This is a genomic window from Streptomyces bluensis, assembly GCF_014650715.1.
Classification (GTDB): Bacteria; Actinomycetota; Actinomycetes; order Streptomycetales; family Streptomycetaceae; genus Streptomyces; species Streptomyces bluensis.
The window spans coordinates 735,729-751,629 of the sequence record NZ_BMVM01000001.1 but is presented as its reverse complement, the minus strand read 5'-3'; the positions used below and the strand labels follow the sequence as shown (position 1 = coordinate 751,629).

At 70.9% G+C, this 15,901-nt stretch carries 13 protein-coding genes and 1 pseudogene; 4 read left to right on the top strand and 10 right to left on the bottom strand.

From position 1 onward, the window contains the following. The 9 genes from IE262_RS03430 to IE262_RS03390 form a co-directional block, all read right to left on the bottom strand. Window positions 1-1,344 (bottom strand): cytochrome P450, encoded by a 1,344-nt coding sequence (locus IE262_RS03430; protein WP_229877077.1) that lies wholly within the window; start codon window positions 1,342-1,344, stop codon window positions 1-3. Window positions 1,345-1,597: 253 nt separating this feature from the next. After that, on the bottom strand, window positions 1,598-3,697 hold the full coding sequence (locus IE262_RS03425; protein WP_229877076.1) for a PQQ-dependent sugar dehydrogenase: 2,100 nt from the start codon (window positions 3,695-3,697) through the stop codon (window positions 1,598-1,600). A 98-nt stretch (window positions 3,698-3,795) separates the two neighbouring features. Beyond that, on the bottom strand, window positions 3,796-4,752 hold the full coding sequence (locus IE262_RS03420) for a LamG-like jellyroll fold domain-containing protein (RefSeq protein ID WP_134030677.1): 957 nt from the start codon (window positions 4,750-4,752) through the stop codon (window positions 3,796-3,798). Window positions 4,753-4,913: 161 nt separating this feature from the next. Continuing rightward, a complete protein-coding gene (locus tag IE262_RS03415; RefSeq protein WP_229877075.1) occupies window positions 4,914-5,705 on the bottom strand; it encodes an ABC transporter ATP-binding protein in 792 nt (263 codons plus the stop codon). Beyond that, window positions 5,695-6,498: an ABC transporter ATP-binding protein gene (locus IE262_RS03410; protein ID WP_229877074.1), complete on the bottom strand. Its 804-nt coding sequence runs from the start codon at window positions 6,496-6,498 to the stop codon at window positions 5,695-5,697. The genes IE262_RS03415 and IE262_RS03410 overlap by 11 nt, the downstream gene beginning before the upstream one ends. Next, window positions 6,473-7,573: a branched-chain amino acid ABC transporter permease gene (locus IE262_RS03405; protein ID WP_229877073.1), complete on the bottom strand. Its 1,101-nt coding sequence runs from the start codon at window positions 7,571-7,573 to the stop codon at window positions 6,473-6,475. The genes IE262_RS03410 and IE262_RS03405 overlap by 26 nt, the downstream gene beginning before the upstream one ends. Then, window positions 7,557-8,444, bottom strand: a complete 888-nt coding sequence (locus IE262_RS03400; protein WP_134030674.1) for a branched-chain amino acid ABC transporter permease — start codon at window positions 8,442-8,444, stop codon at window positions 7,557-7,559. The genes IE262_RS03405 and IE262_RS03400 overlap by 17 nt, the downstream gene beginning before the upstream one ends. A gap of 7 nt (window positions 8,445-8,451) precedes the next feature. Further along, window positions 8,452-9,678 (bottom strand): amino acid ABC transporter substrate-binding protein, encoded by a 1,227-nt coding sequence (locus IE262_RS03395; protein ID WP_189871136.1) that lies wholly within the window; start codon window positions 9,676-9,678, stop codon window positions 8,452-8,454. A 200-nt stretch (window positions 9,679-9,878) separates the two neighbouring features. After that, on the bottom strand, window positions 9,879-10,454 hold the full coding sequence (locus tag IE262_RS03390; RefSeq protein ID WP_189871134.1) for a TetR/AcrR family transcriptional regulator: 576 nt from the start codon (window positions 10,452-10,454) through the stop codon (window positions 9,879-9,881). 348 nt (window positions 10,455-10,802) lie between these two features. On the opposite strand from IE262_RS03390, the gene IE262_RS03385 reads away from it, so the two are divergent. From IE262_RS03385 to IE262_RS03370, 4 genes are read left to right on the top strand one after another with little or no spacing between them, the layout of a single operon-like run. After that, a complete protein-coding gene (locus IE262_RS03385; RefSeq protein WP_189871132.1) occupies window positions 10,803-11,375 on the top strand; it encodes a (2Fe-2S)-binding protein in 573 nt (190 codons plus the stop codon). Next, entirely contained in the window at window positions 11,372-12,364 is a 993-nt protein-coding gene (locus tag IE262_RS03380; RefSeq protein WP_189871130.1) for an FAD binding domain-containing protein, read from the top strand. Before IE262_RS03385 ends, IE262_RS03380 begins: the two co-directional genes overlap by 4 nt. Then, entirely contained in the window at window positions 12,361-14,493 is a 2,133-nt protein-coding gene (locus IE262_RS03375; RefSeq protein ID WP_189871128.1) for a xanthine dehydrogenase family protein molybdopterin-binding subunit, read from the top strand. The genes IE262_RS03380 and IE262_RS03375 overlap by 4 nt, the downstream gene beginning before the upstream one ends. Continuing rightward, the gene (locus IE262_RS03370; protein ID WP_189871126.1) at window positions 14,486-15,628 is read left to right on the top strand and encodes an XdhC family protein; all 1,143 of its coding nucleotides are present in this window, start codon (window positions 14,486-14,488) and stop codon (window positions 15,626-15,628) included. Before IE262_RS03375 ends, IE262_RS03370 begins: the two co-directional genes overlap by 8 nt. A gap of 53 nt (window positions 15,629-15,681) precedes the next feature. On the opposite strand, the pseudogene IE262_RS40475 reads toward IE262_RS03370, so the two are convergent. Further along, window positions 15,682-15,798 (bottom strand): annotated as a pseudogene (locus tag IE262_RS40475) (amino acid ABC transporter permease); the annotation flags it as partial. Window positions 15,799-15,901: the final 103 nt, after the last annotated feature.

The window sequence follows — 15,901 nt, the reverse complement described above, 5'->3', positions numbered from 1 at the left end:
TCACCTGCCGATCGGGAGTCCGGTACTCGTGTTGTCGCGGTTGCGGGATTCGCAGGTCATCACCAGCGACCTCGGCCCCAGCGTCGCCGCGGGACGCGGTGGTTCGACGGGGCCGGGCAGATGGCGCAGGCGCCAGCGGGCGGCGACGGTCGCGAGGGTCACCGTGGCCTCCGCCATGGAGAACGTGTCGCCGAGGCATGTGCGGCTGCCCGCGGCGAACGGAATCATCGCGCCGTGCGACGCGCCCGCGTCCTGCCCCGGCAGCCAGCGCTCGGGGAGGAACCGGTCCGGGTCGGGGAACGACACCGGATCGTGGTGCAGGAGGTAGGGGCTGTACACAACGGTGCTTCCCCGGGGAAGACGGCACCCGGCGAAGTCCGTCTCCCTGGTGGTCACACGGGTGAAGAGCCAGCCGGGCGGCCAGTGGCGCAGCGTCTCCGTGACGACGCTCCGCGTGTACACGAGCCGTGGCAGATCGGCCGGGCCGGGCCGTCGCCGTCCGGCGAGAACGGCGTCGACCTCGGCATGCAGGCGGCGCTCCGCCTCCGGATGCCGGGCCAGGAGGCTGAACACGGAGGTCAGGCACAGGGCGGTGCTCTCGGCTCCGGTCAGCAGGAGCGAGACGAGCTGGTCGCGGACCTCCCGATCGGTGACCGAGGCTTCCTCGCCGTCGCCCCGCGTGGCTGCCAGCAGGGTCCCCAGCAGGTCGTCGCGGGGGGCACCCCGGCGGCGCTCGGCGATGGCCGCGTCGACGATCGCGTGCACGCGGCCGACCGCGTGCCGGTAACGGCGGTTCGCGGGCGTGGGGAGACGGAACAGGGCGTCGATCGGTATGACCGTGCGGACGAACAGGCCGCGGACCACGACGGCCAGACAGCGCCGGATCTCCGCGGTCGTCGCGGCGTCGAGCGAGTCGCTGAAGAGGACGCGGCTGATCACCCGCGTCGTCAGGGCGAGCATGTCCGCGCTGACGCCGACCTGCTGCCCGGCCCACCAACCGTGGCACAGCGACTCGGCTTCCTCGGCCATGAGTTCCGTGTGTCCCGCCACGCGGGAGGGGCGGAAGGCGGGCTGGACCAGCCTGCGCTGCCGCCGGTGCTCCGCCGCGGGACAGGTGACGACGCCGTCGCCCATCAGCGCGCGGAGCCTGTCGTACAGCGGGCCTCCCTTGTCGAAGGTGCGTGTGTCCCGCAGCATCCGCTGGACGAGCTCCGGATGACACACCACCCACGCACGCTGGAGACCCAGGCGTATCTCCACCAGATCGCCGTGGGCGGGCAGTGAACGCAGAAACTCCAGCGGCCGCCGGAGCAACGCGATACCGCAGCCGAGGAACGGGAACATGCCTGACGCGGTACCCACCGACCATGCGCGCTCGGGTGCTCTGGACGAGGTTCCGCTCATCGAAAACCACCTGCCTCAGTCGGCACACGTAAAACGGTGAACGCTCCACAGGCTTGATGCATGAGTCATGTCCTGCCCAGTCCAGCCGCCGTCGCCTCCTCGGAGGATGTGTCCATGGGGGCGTGCAGAAGCACAAAGAGGCGTTCGCGAACCATGGTTGACGGGTGTTCCATCCATGGGCAACTGCTCTCACTCAACCGAGTCTTTCAGGAGACGAGACCGTCAGGTTCCGCAGCCGTCCGGTGTTGTCGAACGATCCGAAGCCCACCCGGCCGGAGCCGAGGGTGGAGTCGACGGCGGTCATCAGCGGACGCTTCGAGCCGTCGACGTACACCGCGATCTCACCGCTGCTCGCACAGCGCACTACCCGCACCCTGTGCCAGCCGGTGTCGGCGATGGCGGGCGGTGCGCCCGTCCTGCCGTTCCACTGGTCCTCGATCCGCGCCCGGTCGGCGTCGTTGACGACGAAGACGCCGTTGTGCGGATAGATGGAGTTGTCCGAGGACAGATGGACGTACGAGAACCTCGTGTCCGACTGGTGGTCGAAGACGATGATCACGTCCCGGTTGGTGATCTCGACGGGGGTGTCGATCCGTACCTCCGCGTCGATCCGTACATCGCCGTACTCCCGGCCCGCGGTCAGCACGGCGTACTCGAACGGGCGGCGCGGACCCGGGCGTTGGACACCGGCCTCGGCGAGAACGGCCTCGTGGCCCGGGAACCGCCACTTGGACGGGGTGACCGGCGCCCAGTTCGCACCGTCCATGACATGGGTGAGCCGGGAGCCGTCGGTGTCGCAGGAGGCGAACGTGCGGGTGCCGGTGACCTTCCAGATCTTCCCGTTGGCCTTGGACAGCAGATACAGCTCGCCGTCGGCGTCCCGCCCGAAGCGCAGGTCCACCCGGGTGTCCCCGGCCAGATCCCGCATCGTGACGCGCCGGCCGCTCCCGTCGTACAGCATGAGCTCGTACAGCTGGGCGAGTTCCTCGCTGCCGCGCCGCATGTCCTTGGTGTCCGCGAAGAGCAGACGTCCGTCGACGAGGTCCCCGAAGACGTAGGTGCCGCGCAGCTCGGGCAGGTCACGGCCGCGGTAGACGAAGCCGCCGACGATGGCCCGGCCGACATCGGAGCGGCAGTTCCAGTCGGCGGGCGGGTCGTGGTCGTAGGCGGCGACGGGATACGTGTAGCCGTACCGTTCGTCGTCCTCGGGGAGCGTGCGGAGCCGCTCGCAGGGGTTGGCGGGTGTCCTGTCGAAGACGAAGGCGCCCTCGCGTTCACTCCAGCCGAGGTTGTCGCCCGCGCGTACCTCGTAGACGGACTCCACGGCGTGCTCGCCGATGTGACCGAGGTACATACGGTGGCGGCCGCCCGGGTCCCAGCTGAAGCGGTGTGGGTCGCGCATGCCGAACGCGTAGATCTCGCCCAGTGCTCCGGGAGTGGAGGTGAACGGGTTCCCGGCCGGGATGCCGTACTCGCCGTTGGCGCTGTTCGTGCCGCGCGGGTCGATGCGCAGGATCTTGCCGTGCGGCAGGGAGAGATCTTGGGGTTCGGTGTTGCGCACGCCCTCGCCACCGTCGCCGACGGCGACGTAGAGCAGGCCGCGGTCGGGGCTGTGGGGCCGGGCCGTGGGGTTGAAGTCGATCTGCTGGATGCCGTGGATCGTGCCCGCGAAGCCGATGCGCAGGATCTCGCGGCGGGTGCCCCGGAAGGTGTCGGCCGAGGGATCGTCGGCGGTCCACTCGGTGACGACACCGTGGTACTTCGTCGTGGCGGCCTGCCGGAAGTCGGGTACGGCGGTAGTGGTGGAGGCCAGTTCCGTGTGGACCGTGTAGAAGCGGCCGTTGCGCCGGAAGCCGGGGTCGAAGGTGACGAACCCGAAGCCCTGGCCCATGCCCTGGCTGGCGAAGAACTGCGGGGCGAAGGCGGCGGCGATGTCGAGGTAGACGCGCGGGGTGCCGTCCTCGACCAGGTACAGCTTGCCGTTGAGGTCGGGGACGGCCATCCGGCCGGACCGGTCGGGGAGTTCGCTCAGATAGTTGATGCGGGCGTGCCGTACGAGCCGTGGATCGGTGACCGGGCCGGGCGGCGGCTCGGTCTTCGGGAAGGCGGCGTACTCCTCGACGGTCAGCCCGATGCCGGAGGCGGCGGGCCGCTCGGGAATGGGGTCGGTGACGGGGTCGCCGGCCGCGTACGCCGTGCCGGGGAGGGCGACGAGGGCCGACAGCAGCAGGGCGAGGACGACGAGGGGCGCCAGAAAGAGGACTCTCGGTCTCACACAGGGAGATGCGGGCACGGGTGACACTCCTTCGGGACGCGGAGGGGCGGGGGTGGTGGGCGGTGGTTCGTCGGGCGGTGGGCGATGACGGGAGGGCAGAGGACAGGGGGGCAGGGTCAGAGGCTGGTCACCAGGCGGTACTGGGCCCGTATGTGCTCCCCGTCCACCGCCCGGTTCAGGAACATCAGGCTGTCCATGCGGCAGGAACAGGGATTGCGCTCCGCGGTGTTCTGCGGGAAGCTGCCGCCGATCTTGATGCCCCGGGGGTCGGTGGGCGAGGACCGGTGCGGCCCCGGTCCCGACAGGTCCCAGGGATCGCCGGGAACCGTGTAGAAGCCGTCGAGCCGCTGCCCGTTGCGGTACAGCGCCATGGCTCCGGTGCCGAAGTCGAAGGTGGCGGCGAGGAAGACCCACTCACCGTCCGGCAGCAGGGTCCGCCAGTCCCGGGAGGCGGCGAAGGTCTGCGAACCCGCCCCGTCGACGCGTCGGCCGAGGGCGACCAGCCGCAGCTCGCCGTTCACATCGATGATCTCCAGCAGGGCCCGCACCGCGTGGCCGTCGGAGTCCCCCGACAGCACTCCGGCCAGGCCGACCGCGCCGTAGCGGTCGTCCGGGGCGGCCGTGTTGCTGTTGGGGGCCGGGTTCGGGCCGGTCGCCTTGAACCAGCCCATGACGGTGACTCCCTCGACCGCGTTGAAGGCCCCCAGCGTCGGAACACCGGACGGGCCGTGGACACCCGCCTTCCAGTCGTCGTTGCCCGCGGTCCGCGGGTTCACCTGTCCGACCTGGAGCGAGGCCCGGCTGCCCCGGTGTGCCCCGTCCGGCGTCCGCATCCGGGCCCCGCCGTTCACCAGCTCGATGTCGGTTCGCGAGAAGCCCAGGTCCCGCTCCTTCGCCGGGGCACCGCGCACGGGGTGCTCGAAGTCGTAGTACGCCGCCAGGTGCTCTCGCAGAGAGGGGTGTACAGGGGTGGGGTGGCTCCCGGCTTCGGCGGGGGTCGCGGTGAGGGTGGTCAGGAGGGCGACAGCCCCTGCGAGAACGGCGGCCGTGTGCCTTCTGGGTCGTATCAACATGCCCTTCGCTCCTTTGCGGCGGGATGCACTCGCGGGGCGTGGCCGGAGCGGTCTCGTCTGCCCGGGTTTTTGCCGGTGGTCGGCCGCGGGCCGGTTCGTGGCTTGTCGCGCAGTTCCCCGCGCCCCTTGAGGTGCGCGGGCGTCTCGTGGTCCGGAACCGCTCAGTGACGGGCGGGGCGCCCTCCGAGATAGAGCTCGCCGAGCTGTGGATCGGCGAGCAATTCCCGTGCCGGTCCCGAGACATGGACCCGGCCGAGGTCGAGGACGCAGCCGGTGTCGGCGGCCTCCAGGGCACGGCGCGCGTTCTGCTCGACGAGCAGGACGGCGGTCCCCGCGTCCCGCATCCGTACGATCTGCTCGAAGACGGCACCGGTCGCCTTGGGATCGAGGCCCATGGACGGCTCGTCGAGCAGCACCACCCGGGGGCTGACCATCAGCGAGCGCGCGAACTCCACCTGCTTCTGCTGGCCGCCGGAGAGCAGCCCGGCGAGGTCCGTCCATCGCTCGGCCACGACAGGGAAGAGATCCCGCACGAACGCCACCCGCTCGGCGAGGAGCGCCTTGTCCCGCAGGGTGTAGCCGCCCAGCAGGACGTTCTCGGCGACCGTCATCTCGCTGAAGACGCTGTGACCCTGGAGGACATGGGCCACTCCCGCGGCCAGCATGCGCTGCGGTCCGCTGCCGGTGACGTCCTCGCCGTCGACGAGGATCCTGCCGGAGCGAGGGGTGAGGAGCCCGCTGGCGACCTTCAGGACCGTGGACTTGCCCGCGCCGTTGGGCCCGACCAGGCAGACGATCGCCCCGGCGGGCACCCGGACCGTCAGCCCACGCAGGACCAGGGCGGCCCGGCCGTATCCGGCGCGGATGTCGTCGAGTTCGAGCAGGAACTCAGAGCGCGAGTCAGCCCGATGGCCGGAGTGGAAGTCAGAGTGGAAGTCAGAGTCAGACGCCAAGGTATGCCCCGAGGACTCGTTCGTCGGACTGGATCACCGAGGGCGGGCCCTGCGCGATCGGCCGCCCCCGGTCGAACACGACGACGTGGTCGCTGAGGCTCATGACCATGTCCATGTTGTGCTCGACGATCAGGAACGTCCGCCCCTCGGCGTTGAGTTCGCGGACCAGGTCGCAGATGCGGTCGATCAGCGCCGGGTTGACACCACCCGCCGGCTCGTCCAGCAGGATCAGCTCCGGCTCGCTCATCAGCACCCCCGCGAGCTCCAGCAACTTCTGCTGCCCCCAGGACAAGTGGCGAGCCTCAGCCCGCTCCAGGTGCTCGATGCCCATACGGGTCAGCCAGCCGCGAGCCCGCTCCGTCTCCTCGCGCCCGCCCGAGCGCGCGAGCTGTCCGGCGAGAGAGCGGGGACGCACGGCGGCGAGGAGGTTGTCCAGCACGGTCATCCGGGGGAAGACACGGCAGAGCTGGAAGGAGCGCCCGATGCCGGCGCGGGCGATCCGGTGCGAGGGCCATCCCGTGAGGTCGCGGCCGCGGTAGGTGACGTGGCCCGCGTCCGGGCGGATCATCCCGGTGACGCAGTTGAAGAACGTCGTCTTGCCCGAGCCGTTGGGACCGATCAGGGCGTTGACCTTGCCGTGGTGAAAGCTCACGGTGGCGGAGTCCAGCGCGGTGACTCCGCCGAAGGCCTTGGTGAGCCCTGCGGTGGCCAGACTCGGCTCGGGCCCGGGCCCGAGCTCGGGCTCACGCGCGGGCTTGCGGCCGACCTCAGGCGCCCCTTCCGCGTCGCTCACCGTCCCTCACCTCCTTTCCGTCGCTCTGTTCACGCCGCCCCCGCAGTTCGGCGGCGGTCACCTCCCGGATCGACGTCCGGCCGGTGTCGCGGAACCGGCCGAGCAGAGCTGCCGCGGCCGGGATGACTCCGTCCGGCATGAATGTCACGACCACCCCCAGGAGCAGTCCCGCCACCACCAGGTGCAGGGGGGTGTCCCCGTACTCGACCTTGGCGTACTCCAGGGCGTATCCGACGGCCACGGCCCCGAGCAGCGGCCCGTACAGCCGGCGTACGCCCCCGAGCAGGGCCATCAGCACCATGTACGCCCCGCTGAGGATGGAGAACTGGAAGACCGGGTCGAGATCGCCGAACCAGAGCGCGTAGAGCCCGCCGGCCAGCGCGGTGAAGGCGGCGGAGACGACGAAGACCACCAGCTTGTACGTGTAGGTGGGCGTACCGAGGGACTGGGCCTTGTCCTCGTCCTCGCGGATCGCCTTCAGCCCCATGCCGAACCGCGAACGGTCGATGAGCCACCAGACCAGCAGGGCCGTCGCGAGCAGCGCCAGGAAGAGGAAGTAGAAGGTGCGGTGGTGCTCGGCGCGCAGCATGCCGGGGAAGGGCCGCGGTACGACCAGCCCCCGGGAGCCGCCGGTGAAGGAGGCCCAGCTCTGGAAGACCAGCAGCAGGACGAGGACGAGCGCGATGGACACGATGACGAAGGAGGCGCCGCGCACCCGCAGGGCGGCGTAGCCGACGGGCACGGCGAGCACGGCCACCAGGGCCGCGGCCACGAACAGCGCGGCGAACGGCGGGAGTTCGCCCTTGGCGACCAGCAGCCCCGTCGCGTAGGCGCCGAGTCCGGCGAACGCCCCGTGCCCGAGGGAGATATAGCCGGTGAAGCCGCCGACGAAGTTCCAGGAGGTGGACAGCACCGCGTAGTTGAGGATGGCGATGCCCACGGTGATCTCGTACGGGCTCGGGGCCATGGACGGGAAGGAGACGGCCACGGCCACGGCGGCCAGCAGGGCGCCGAGGTGCAGCAGTCGGCGCCTCGGGAACGGGACGGACGACGGGGTGTCAGAATCTCTGCGCAAGCCGCCCCCCGAAGAATCCCTGTGGCCTGACCGCCAGGGTGGCGAAGAGCGCGACGTAGAAGACGGTCTGCGCCCAGGTGGTGGAGAGCTCCAGTTGCAGCAGGCTCTGCAGCATGCCCAGCGTCATGGCGGCGATGGCGGCTCCCGGCACGCTGCCGAGGCCCCCGACGACGATGATGGCCATCAGCGGGCCGATCCAGTGCCAGTGCAGCGACGGGTAGATGGTGGTGTCGAGGGAGAGCGCCGTACCGCCGACGGCCGCCGTGGCGAGGCCGAGCCCGAAGCCGTAACCGGCGATCCGGTCGGTGTCGATACCGAGCAGCTGGGCGGCTTCGCGGTGCTGGATGGTGGCCCGCAGCGCCTGGCCGAACCGGCTGTGCTTCATCAGGACGTAGAGCCCGAGGAGGGCGAGCGCCGCCATGCCGAAGGCGATCAGCTTGACCACCGCGACGCGCGCCCCGAAGAACTCGATGCTCGCCGAGCTGTAGCCGAGCCGGATACGGCGCTGCGTGCCGCTGAACGCGTAACCGAGCAGCCCCTCGATGACCAGCGCCACCGAGAAGGTGAGCAGCACCGACATCATGGTCAGTGTCGCCGGACGGAGACGGGTGAGGAGCAGCCGCTGCATGGCGACACCGGCGGCGAAGAACAGCGGCACGGTGACGAACAGGGTGAGCAGCGGGTCGATCCCGGTCTCCCGATGGGCGTACCAGGCGAGGTAGGCGGCGAGGATCAGGAAGGCGGAGTGGGCGATCATCACGACGCGCATGACGCCGAAGTAGAGGGTGAGGCCCGCGGCCAGGAGGGCGTAGAGCCCACCCAGCAGCACACCGAGGACGACGCTCTGGAAGACGAGGCTCGCGGAGGGCACGCGGGCATCACCACTTCGGCTTCGGGTAGACCGGATCGGTTTCCTGCTGTGCCTCGGGGAGCACGATCTGGATCTCGCCGTCCACCCACTGCTGGATCATGTGCGCGCTCTGGGGGCGGCCCTTGTCGTCCCACTTCAGCGGCCCGACAACGGTCTGCACCGAGTTGCCGCGCAGCCACTTCACCAGCTTGCCCTGGCAGTCCGGGTCCTGGGAGGCGCACTCGGCCGCCTCGACGGCCGCCGCGACGACCTGCCCCGTGGTGTAGGCGTTGGCCTCGTCCTCCTCGGGGGCCTCGCCGAACTGCTCGGTGTACTTCTCGACGAACTCCTTGTTGCTCGGGTAGTCGGCCTTCTGGGTGTAACCGGTGGGCGCGAGGATTCCCTCGGTCCTGTTGCCGATGGCCTTGGCGAACTCCGGTTCGGTCGGTGCGGTGGAGAAGGCGGCCAACTTCGGCTGGTAGTCGAGCTGTTGGAGGGCGACGATCAGGTTGACGCCGTCCTGGTACTGGGTGCCGCCCACCACCATGTCCGCCCCGGAGTCGGCGATCTTGGCGGCGATGTTGCCGAAGTCGGTGGTGTTGGGCGGGTAGACCTCGTCGGCGACGGTCCTGATGCCGCCCTTCTCCAGTTTGTCCTTCAGCCCGTACGCCGTCCCCTGGGCGAAGGGGTCGTCCATGGCCGCGTACGCGACCGTCCTGGGACGCTCGCTCTCCGGCATGGCCAGGAGGTACTCGGCCAGGTGGTTGTAGTGGTCGTCGGCGACGGCCGGAGCGGCGTAGAAGAGGTTCTCGAAGCCCTGGGTGAAGACCTCGGGTGCCGCTCCCGCCGGCTCGACGAAGAGCATTCCGTACTCCTCGGCCACACGCGCGGAGGGGACGACGAGCCGGGTGGAGAAGGGGCCGAAGACCAGGTCGACCTCGTCCCTGCCGATCAGCTGCTCGTAGTCGGAGACGACGCGGTCGGCGTTGGACTGGTCGTCGAGGATCTTCAACTCCACCTTGCGGCCGAGGAGGCCGCCCTGGTCGTTGACGATCTTCGCCCAGGCCTTGTAGCCCCTTTCGACGCCCTTGCCGGGTTCGGAGAAGTCGCCGGTCAAGGGTAAGGAGACGCCGATCAGGATGGGGTCATCGGACGATTCCTGGGAGCCGGAGCCCGATCCGCACGCGCTGGCGGTGAGCACCAGGGCGAGCGTGGCTGCGGCGATCCCTCCTTGCGGACGGTGCTTTCTGGTCATCGCTGGACACCCCTCGTCGGCTGGACACGCCACACGGGTCGGCCGGAGTTCGTGGTGCAGGAAAGTGCAGGAAAGCGCATTCGTCGGAGCCCTCCATATGTAAGCCGCCCGGCGCCGATCCGGACAACAGTCGTGCACGCACCAGTTGTCCTCGATGTGGCGTCTGGGTACTTGAGGGGCTCGTGTGACGGTGCGAGGGCTCAGCGCCCGGGTGCTCCCGCGCGCAGTCCGTCCATGATCAGGTCCAGGAGCCGGGTGACGCGCGGCTGCCAGTCCCCGTGAGGGTCGATCTGCCAGAGGCCGCCGATGGCGAGGAAGAAGTCCTCGGCGGTCACTCCCGGTCGGATGATGCCGGCCTCTTCGCTGGCGTGGAGCAGGAGTTCGGCCGCGGCGGTCACCGGGGCGTGTCCCGGTTTCGCCGGGGACCCCGGTCCGCTGGTGGCCTGCCGGATCGCGTCCGCCAGACCGGCCTTGGTCATGGCGAACCGGGCGAGGTGGTCCATCCACTCGCGCAGCGCCCGGTCGGGTTCCCGGGTGCTGAGCAACTGGGCGGCGCTGTCGGCGACCTGCTGCATCTCGTGGCGGTAGATCTCCAGGACGAGCGCCTCGCGATTGGGGAAGTTGCGGTAGAACGTGCCCTGCCCGACGCCCGCCTTCTTGGCGATCGCGCTCAGCGGGGCGTCCGCGCAGAGGGTCAGCTCGGCCACCGCGACTTCCAGGATGCGCTCGCGGTTTCGCTGCGCGTCCGAGCGCAGAGGTGCGTCCTTCTTCTGCACGCGTCCTCCTCGCGGGCTCGTGGCCAAAACCCGTCCTTGCTTAACCGGACAACTGTCCGTTACGTTTCTATGGGCGGACAGCTGTCCGGTCAAGGGCACCTTACCCCTGGGTGCGGGGGTGCCGGCGGCCGATGGCCGTCGCTCTCAGTGTCCCCCCACCGTGCATGCTCCCGAACCGGCGTCGTCACGTACAGCGCCATCACCGTCTCTCCTTCATGTTTCCGCCTCCCTCAGGTCACCTCCTGATACATCACCTACTCATCTGTCGTCTTCCGATATGTCTCCTGATGCGTCTGACTGCCGGACCGTCTCCCCGACGTGCTCCGGATATGCGAAAGAAGGCTGATCATGGCCCCAGTCCCCTCCTCGACGTACAGCGCCATCACCCTGAACATCAACGGCGAGAAGCACACGCTGTCCGTCGACCACCGCACCACCCTGCTCGACGCCCTGCGTGAGCGTCTCGATCTGACCGGCACCAAGAAGGGCTGTGACCAGGGGCAGTGCGGTGCCTGCACGGTCCTGCTCGACGGACGCAGGGCCGTGTCCTGTCTGCAACTCGCCGTGGCGGCCGAGGGCCGTGAGATCACGACCATCGAGGGCGTGGCGGAGGGGGAGCGGCTGCACCCGGTGCAGCAGGCGTTTCTCGATCTGGACGGCTACCAGTGCGGTTACTGCACACCGGGACAGATCTGTTCGGCGATCGCGGTGATCGAGGAGCACGCCGCGGGCTGGCCGAGCGCCGCCACCGACGACGTCCGGCCCGAGGCGGGGCCGCCACCCCTGACGCCCGAGGAGATCCGGGAGCGGATGAGCGGCAATCTGTGCCGCTGTGGCGCGTACGTGTCCATCGTCCAGGCGGTCGCCCGCGCCGCCGGGGCCGAGGTGGAGACCGCCAAGGCCGAGGAGGCGGCGGCATGAAGGAGTTCGCCTACCAGCGCGCCCTCGACGTCTCCGGCGCCCTCGCGCTGCTCGACGCCGACCCGGACGCCCGTTTCCTCGGCGGCGGCACCAACCTCGTCGACCTGATGAAGACCGGCGTCGAGCGGCCCACCCGCCTCGTCGACGTCCGTGAACTCCCGCTGGACCGCATAGAGGTACCGGCGGACGGCGGCCTGCGGATCGGCGCGACCGTCACCAACAGCGACCTCGCCGCCCACCCCGAAGTCCGCCGCCGTTACCCGGCGCTGACGCAGGCGGTGCTGGCGGGTGCCTCCGGTCAGCTGCGCAACATGGCCACGGTCGGCGGGAACCTGCTCCAGCGCACCCGCTGCGGCTACTTCGCCGACGTGACCAAGCCGTGCAACAAGCGCGTGCCCGGCAGCGGTTGCCCCGCCGTCGAGGGCGAGCACCACAACCACGCGATCCTGGGCGCTTCCGCGCACTGTGTGGCCACCCACCCCTCCGACATGGGGGTGGCGCTGGCGGCCTTCGACGCCGTCGTGTCGTACGAGACGTCCGACGGGCCCGGCGAGTTGCCGCTCGCCGAGTTCTACCTCCCGGTGGGCGACACCCCGCACCGGGAGACCGCCCTGCCGCCGGGGGCGCTGATCACGGGCGTCACTCTGCCGCCCGCGCCGGTCGCCGCCCACTCGCGGTACCGGAAGGTGCGCGAGCGCGCCTCCTACGCCTTCGCCATCGGCTCGATCGCGGCCGCGCTCGACGTGCGGGACGGTGTCGTACAGGACGTGCGCCTGGCCTTCGGGGCGGTGGCGTCCCGGCCGTGGCGGGCCCGCACGGCCGAACGCGCCCTGGCCGGGGCACCGGCCGACGCCGAGACCTTCGCCGCCGCCGCGGACGCCGAACTGGCCGCCGCGAAGCCGCTGCCGCACAACGGATACAAGGTGACCCTCATGCGCAACCTCGTGGTGGCCGTGCTGACCGAACTCGCCGAGGAGACCGCCCGATGACCACCGCCACGACCACGACCGGTACCAGGGCGGTCAAGGGCTCCGTCGGCAGCGCGCACACCCGGGTGGAGGGCCGGGACAAGGTGACGGGGGCGGCCCGGTACGCGGGCGAGATCCCGTTCGCCGAACTCGCCCATGGCTGGCTGGCGCTGTCCACCGTCGCCCGCGGCCGCATCCGCTCGGTCGACACCGCGCCCGTCCTCGCCATGCCGGGCGTGCTGGCCGTGCTGCACCACGAGAACGCCCCGCGTGTCGACACCGACTACGTGGGGCTGCTCGGCACCCCCGACCCGACCGCCGCCGTCTTCCAGCACGACCGGGTGCCGCACATGGGGTGGCCGGTGGCGCTGGTCGTCGCCGAGACGTCCGAGCAGGCCCGGGAAGCAGCCGAAGCCCTCGTCGTGCACTACGAGCAGGAGCCGCACGACGTCGCGTTCTCCGCCGACCGTCCGGACGCGTACCCGCTGGACAACTTCGGCCCGGCGGTGACGCAGAAGGGCGACCTGGAGACTGGACTCGCCGCGTCGGCGGTCGTCGTGGACGCCGAGTACACCACGCCGGAAGAGCACCACAACCCGATGGAGCCGCACGCGGCGACGGCCCTCTGGGACGGCGGGCGACTCGAAGTCGTCGACTCGAACCAGGGCACCTTCTGGGTCGCGAGCGAGATCGCGAACATGTTCTCCCTCGACCCGGCCTCGGTGCGCGTACGGTCCGAGCACGTCGGCGGCGGGTTCGGCAGCAAGGGCCTGCGCGCCCACCAGGTGGCCGCCGTGATGGCCGCGACCGTGCTCCAGCGGCCCGTCCGGGTCATCATGACGCGCCGTCAGATGTTCTCGCTCACCGGCTACCGCAGCCCCACCACGCAGCGGGTCAGGCTCGGCGCCGACGCCGACGGACGGCTGCGCGCACTGGACCACAGCTCCCTGAGCCTCACCTCGACCGTGCACGAGTTCATCGAGGCCTGCGCCGCGCCGGCCCGGGTGATGTACGACGCCGACGCCCACCACACGGCCAACCGGCTCGTACGGCTCGACGTGCCGACTCCGACGTTCATGCGGGCGCCGGGTGAGGCGCCGGGGTCGTTCGCGCTGGAGTCGGCGCTCGACGAGCTCGCGGAGAAGTGCGGTATCGACCCGATCGAGCTGCGCGTGCGCAACGAACCCGAGCGCGGTCCCGTCTCGGGGCTGCCCTTCAGCAGCCGCAACCTGCTCGCCTGCTTCCGCGAGGGTGCCCGCAGGTTCGGCTGGGCCGACCGGGACCCCCGTCCGGGCCTGCGCCGGGACGGCCGCTGGCTGCTCGGCACCGGCACGGCGGCGGCGTCCTTCGGCGCGGGAGCCGGACCGTCCACGGCGGCCGTGACGGCGGAAGCGGACGGCACCTTCACCGTGCGGGTCAACGCGGCGGACATCGGAACAGGGGCCCGGACCGCGCTCACCCTGGTCGCCGCCGACGCGCTGGAGACCACACCGGACCAGATCCGCGTCCACATCGGCGACAGCGACCTGGGACCGGCGATGATCGCCGGCGGCTCGACGGGCACCCGCTCCTGGTCGTGGGCGGTCATGATCGCGGCCGGGGAACTGCGGGAGCGGCTCGCCCTGAACACCGGCATCCCGCCGGAGGGGATCACCGTACGGTCGGACACCACCGCGGCCATCGGCGCCCTCTCCCGGAAGGAACGGCACTCCTTCGGGGCGCAGTTCGCCGAGGTCGCCGTGGACCCCGCCACCGGCGAGGTGCGGGTGCGGCGCATGCTCGGCATCTTCGCGGCGGGCCGGATCGTCAACCCGCTGACCGCCCGCAGCCAGCTCGTCGGCGGGATGACGTGGGGCATCTCCATGGCCCTGCACGAGGAGGCCGTCCGGGACCGGGCCACGGGCGGACACTACGGTGCGGACCTCGCGGGCTACCACGTCGCCTCGCACGCCGACGTCCCCCACATCGAGGCGGACTGGGTGGACGACGTGGACCCGGACGACCCCGTCGGGATCAAGGGCATCGGCGAGGTCGGCATCGTCGGCGCCGCGGCGGCGGTCGCCAACGCGGTGTGGCACGCGACCGGGGTACGCCACCGCAACCTCCCCATACGGCCGGACCGCGTGCTGACGGCTGGCGGACATGCTTGACATCGCCGAGGAACTGCACCGCTGGGCCGAGGAGGGCCGGAGCTTCGCCGTGGCCACCGTCGTGGCGGTGAGCGGCAGCGCACCGCGCGGCCCCGGTGCGGCCCTCGCCGTCGACAGCGAGGGCACGGCCATCGGATCGGTCTCCGGAGGCTGTGTGGAGGGCGCCGTGTACGACCTGTGCGCGCAGGCGCTGAAGGACGGTGAGAGCGTCGTCGAACGCTTCGGCTACAGCGACGAGGACGCCTTCGCGGTCGGGCTGACCTGCGGCGGGGTCATCGACATCCTGGTCACGCCGGTCGGCGCGGACGCGCCGGTGAGGCCGGTGCTCCGGCCGGCGCTGCTCGCCGCCGCCCGCGGCGAGCCGACGGCCCTGGCCCGGGTCGTCCGGGGCCCGGCCGAACTCCTCGGCCAGGCCCTGCTCGTGCGCCCCGACGGCTCCCACGAAGGGGGGCTCGGCGGCCACGCGGAGCTGGATCGCACGGCGCTCGCCCAGGCCAGGGCCCTGCTGGACACCGGCACCACCGGCACGATCGAGCTCTCCGAGGACGGCTCCCACTGCCCCGGCGGCCTCACCCTGCTCGTCGAGTCGAGCGTGCCGCCACCCCGCATGATCGTCTTCGGCGCGATCGACTTCGCGGCGGCGCTGGTGCGCGCGGGCAAGTTCCTCGGCTACCACGTGACCGTCTGCGACGCCCGCGCCGTCTTCGCCACCCGGGCCCGCTTCCCCGACGCCGACGACATCGTCGTCGACTGGCCGCACCGCTACCTGCGGAGCACGGAGACCGACGGGCGCACCGTGCTGTGCGTGCTCACCCACGACGCCAAGTTCGACGTGCCCCTGCTGAAGGACGCCCTGCGGATGCCGGTCGCCTTCGTCGGCGCCATGGGCTCACGCCGCACCCACACCGACCGCGAGCGGCGACTGCGCGAGGTGGGCGTCACGGAAGGGGAGTTGGCCCGTCTCAGGTCACCGATCGGCCTGGACCTCGGCGCCCGTACCCCCGAGGAGACCGCCCTGTCCATCGCGGCGGAGATCGTCGCGCTCCGCAGGGGAGGGACGGGCGTTCCGCTGACCGGCTCGGGCACGCCCATTCACCGTGACGGAGGTGAGCGGGGCGCCGTGGCGGCGGCCTGAAGCGAGGGACACGGCGCGCTCGGCTTCGCCCGGGCTTCGCCGTGTCCCATCGCCGCGTGCAGCAGGTCGTGCACGGCGAGCACACTGACGATGCTGGTGCCGTTGAGTGTGCCGATCAGCATGTTCCCGGCGGTCGGCACGAGGGAGCGCATGCCTGCGGTACGACGGCGCTCCCCTCGCGAACCGGCCATCACGGAATGCCGATCGGTCGTGATCCGGCCAGCTTCCCTAGTTTTCCTATCGATTTACTAGGGAAACATTGACCCCGGTCAT